1 pseudogene is annotated in these 362 nt (G+C 78.7%); it reads right to left on the bottom strand.

The features are described 5' to 3' along the window. Nucleotides 1-84 precede the first annotated feature (84 nt). Nucleotides 85-362: pseudogene (locus tag JGS39_RS40365) on the bottom strand (hypothetical protein); the annotation flags it as partial.

The raw sequence follows: 362 nt of genomic DNA, 5'->3' as shown, positions 1-362 counted from the left end.
CGAGCCGCTCCACCAGGTCGAAGCCGCTGGTCAGTTGGGGGAGGCCGACGACGCGGACCTCGGGGACGTCGGGGAGGGGGATGTTCACGGTCGGTCTCCTGCGGGTGCGGTCCAGGGCTCTCCGGCCGGGGGCGGGTAGAACGGCCCCGGAAGCGGTGCGGTGTCGCCCACGGCGGGCAGCGGGGCGGTCGCGGCTCCGGAGGCGTACGGAGGCTCCTGGGCGGGGGCGTAGGGCGCGGGCGGCTGGTACGCGGTGGACGGAGGAGCTGCCGCCGCGGCGGGCCCGGGCGCAGCGCCTGGACCGGCGGGGCGGGTGAAGGCGCGGGCCAGCGTCCGGACGGCTCCCGTCGCGTGGCCGTTCC

This window comes from Streptomyces poriferorum, from assembly GCF_019399235.1.
GTDB lineage: Bacteria > Actinomycetota > Actinomycetes > Streptomycetales > Streptomycetaceae > Streptomyces > Streptomyces poriferorum.
Note: the sequence above shows the minus strand (reverse complement) of the source record. Positions and strands in the feature narration are given on the sequence as shown.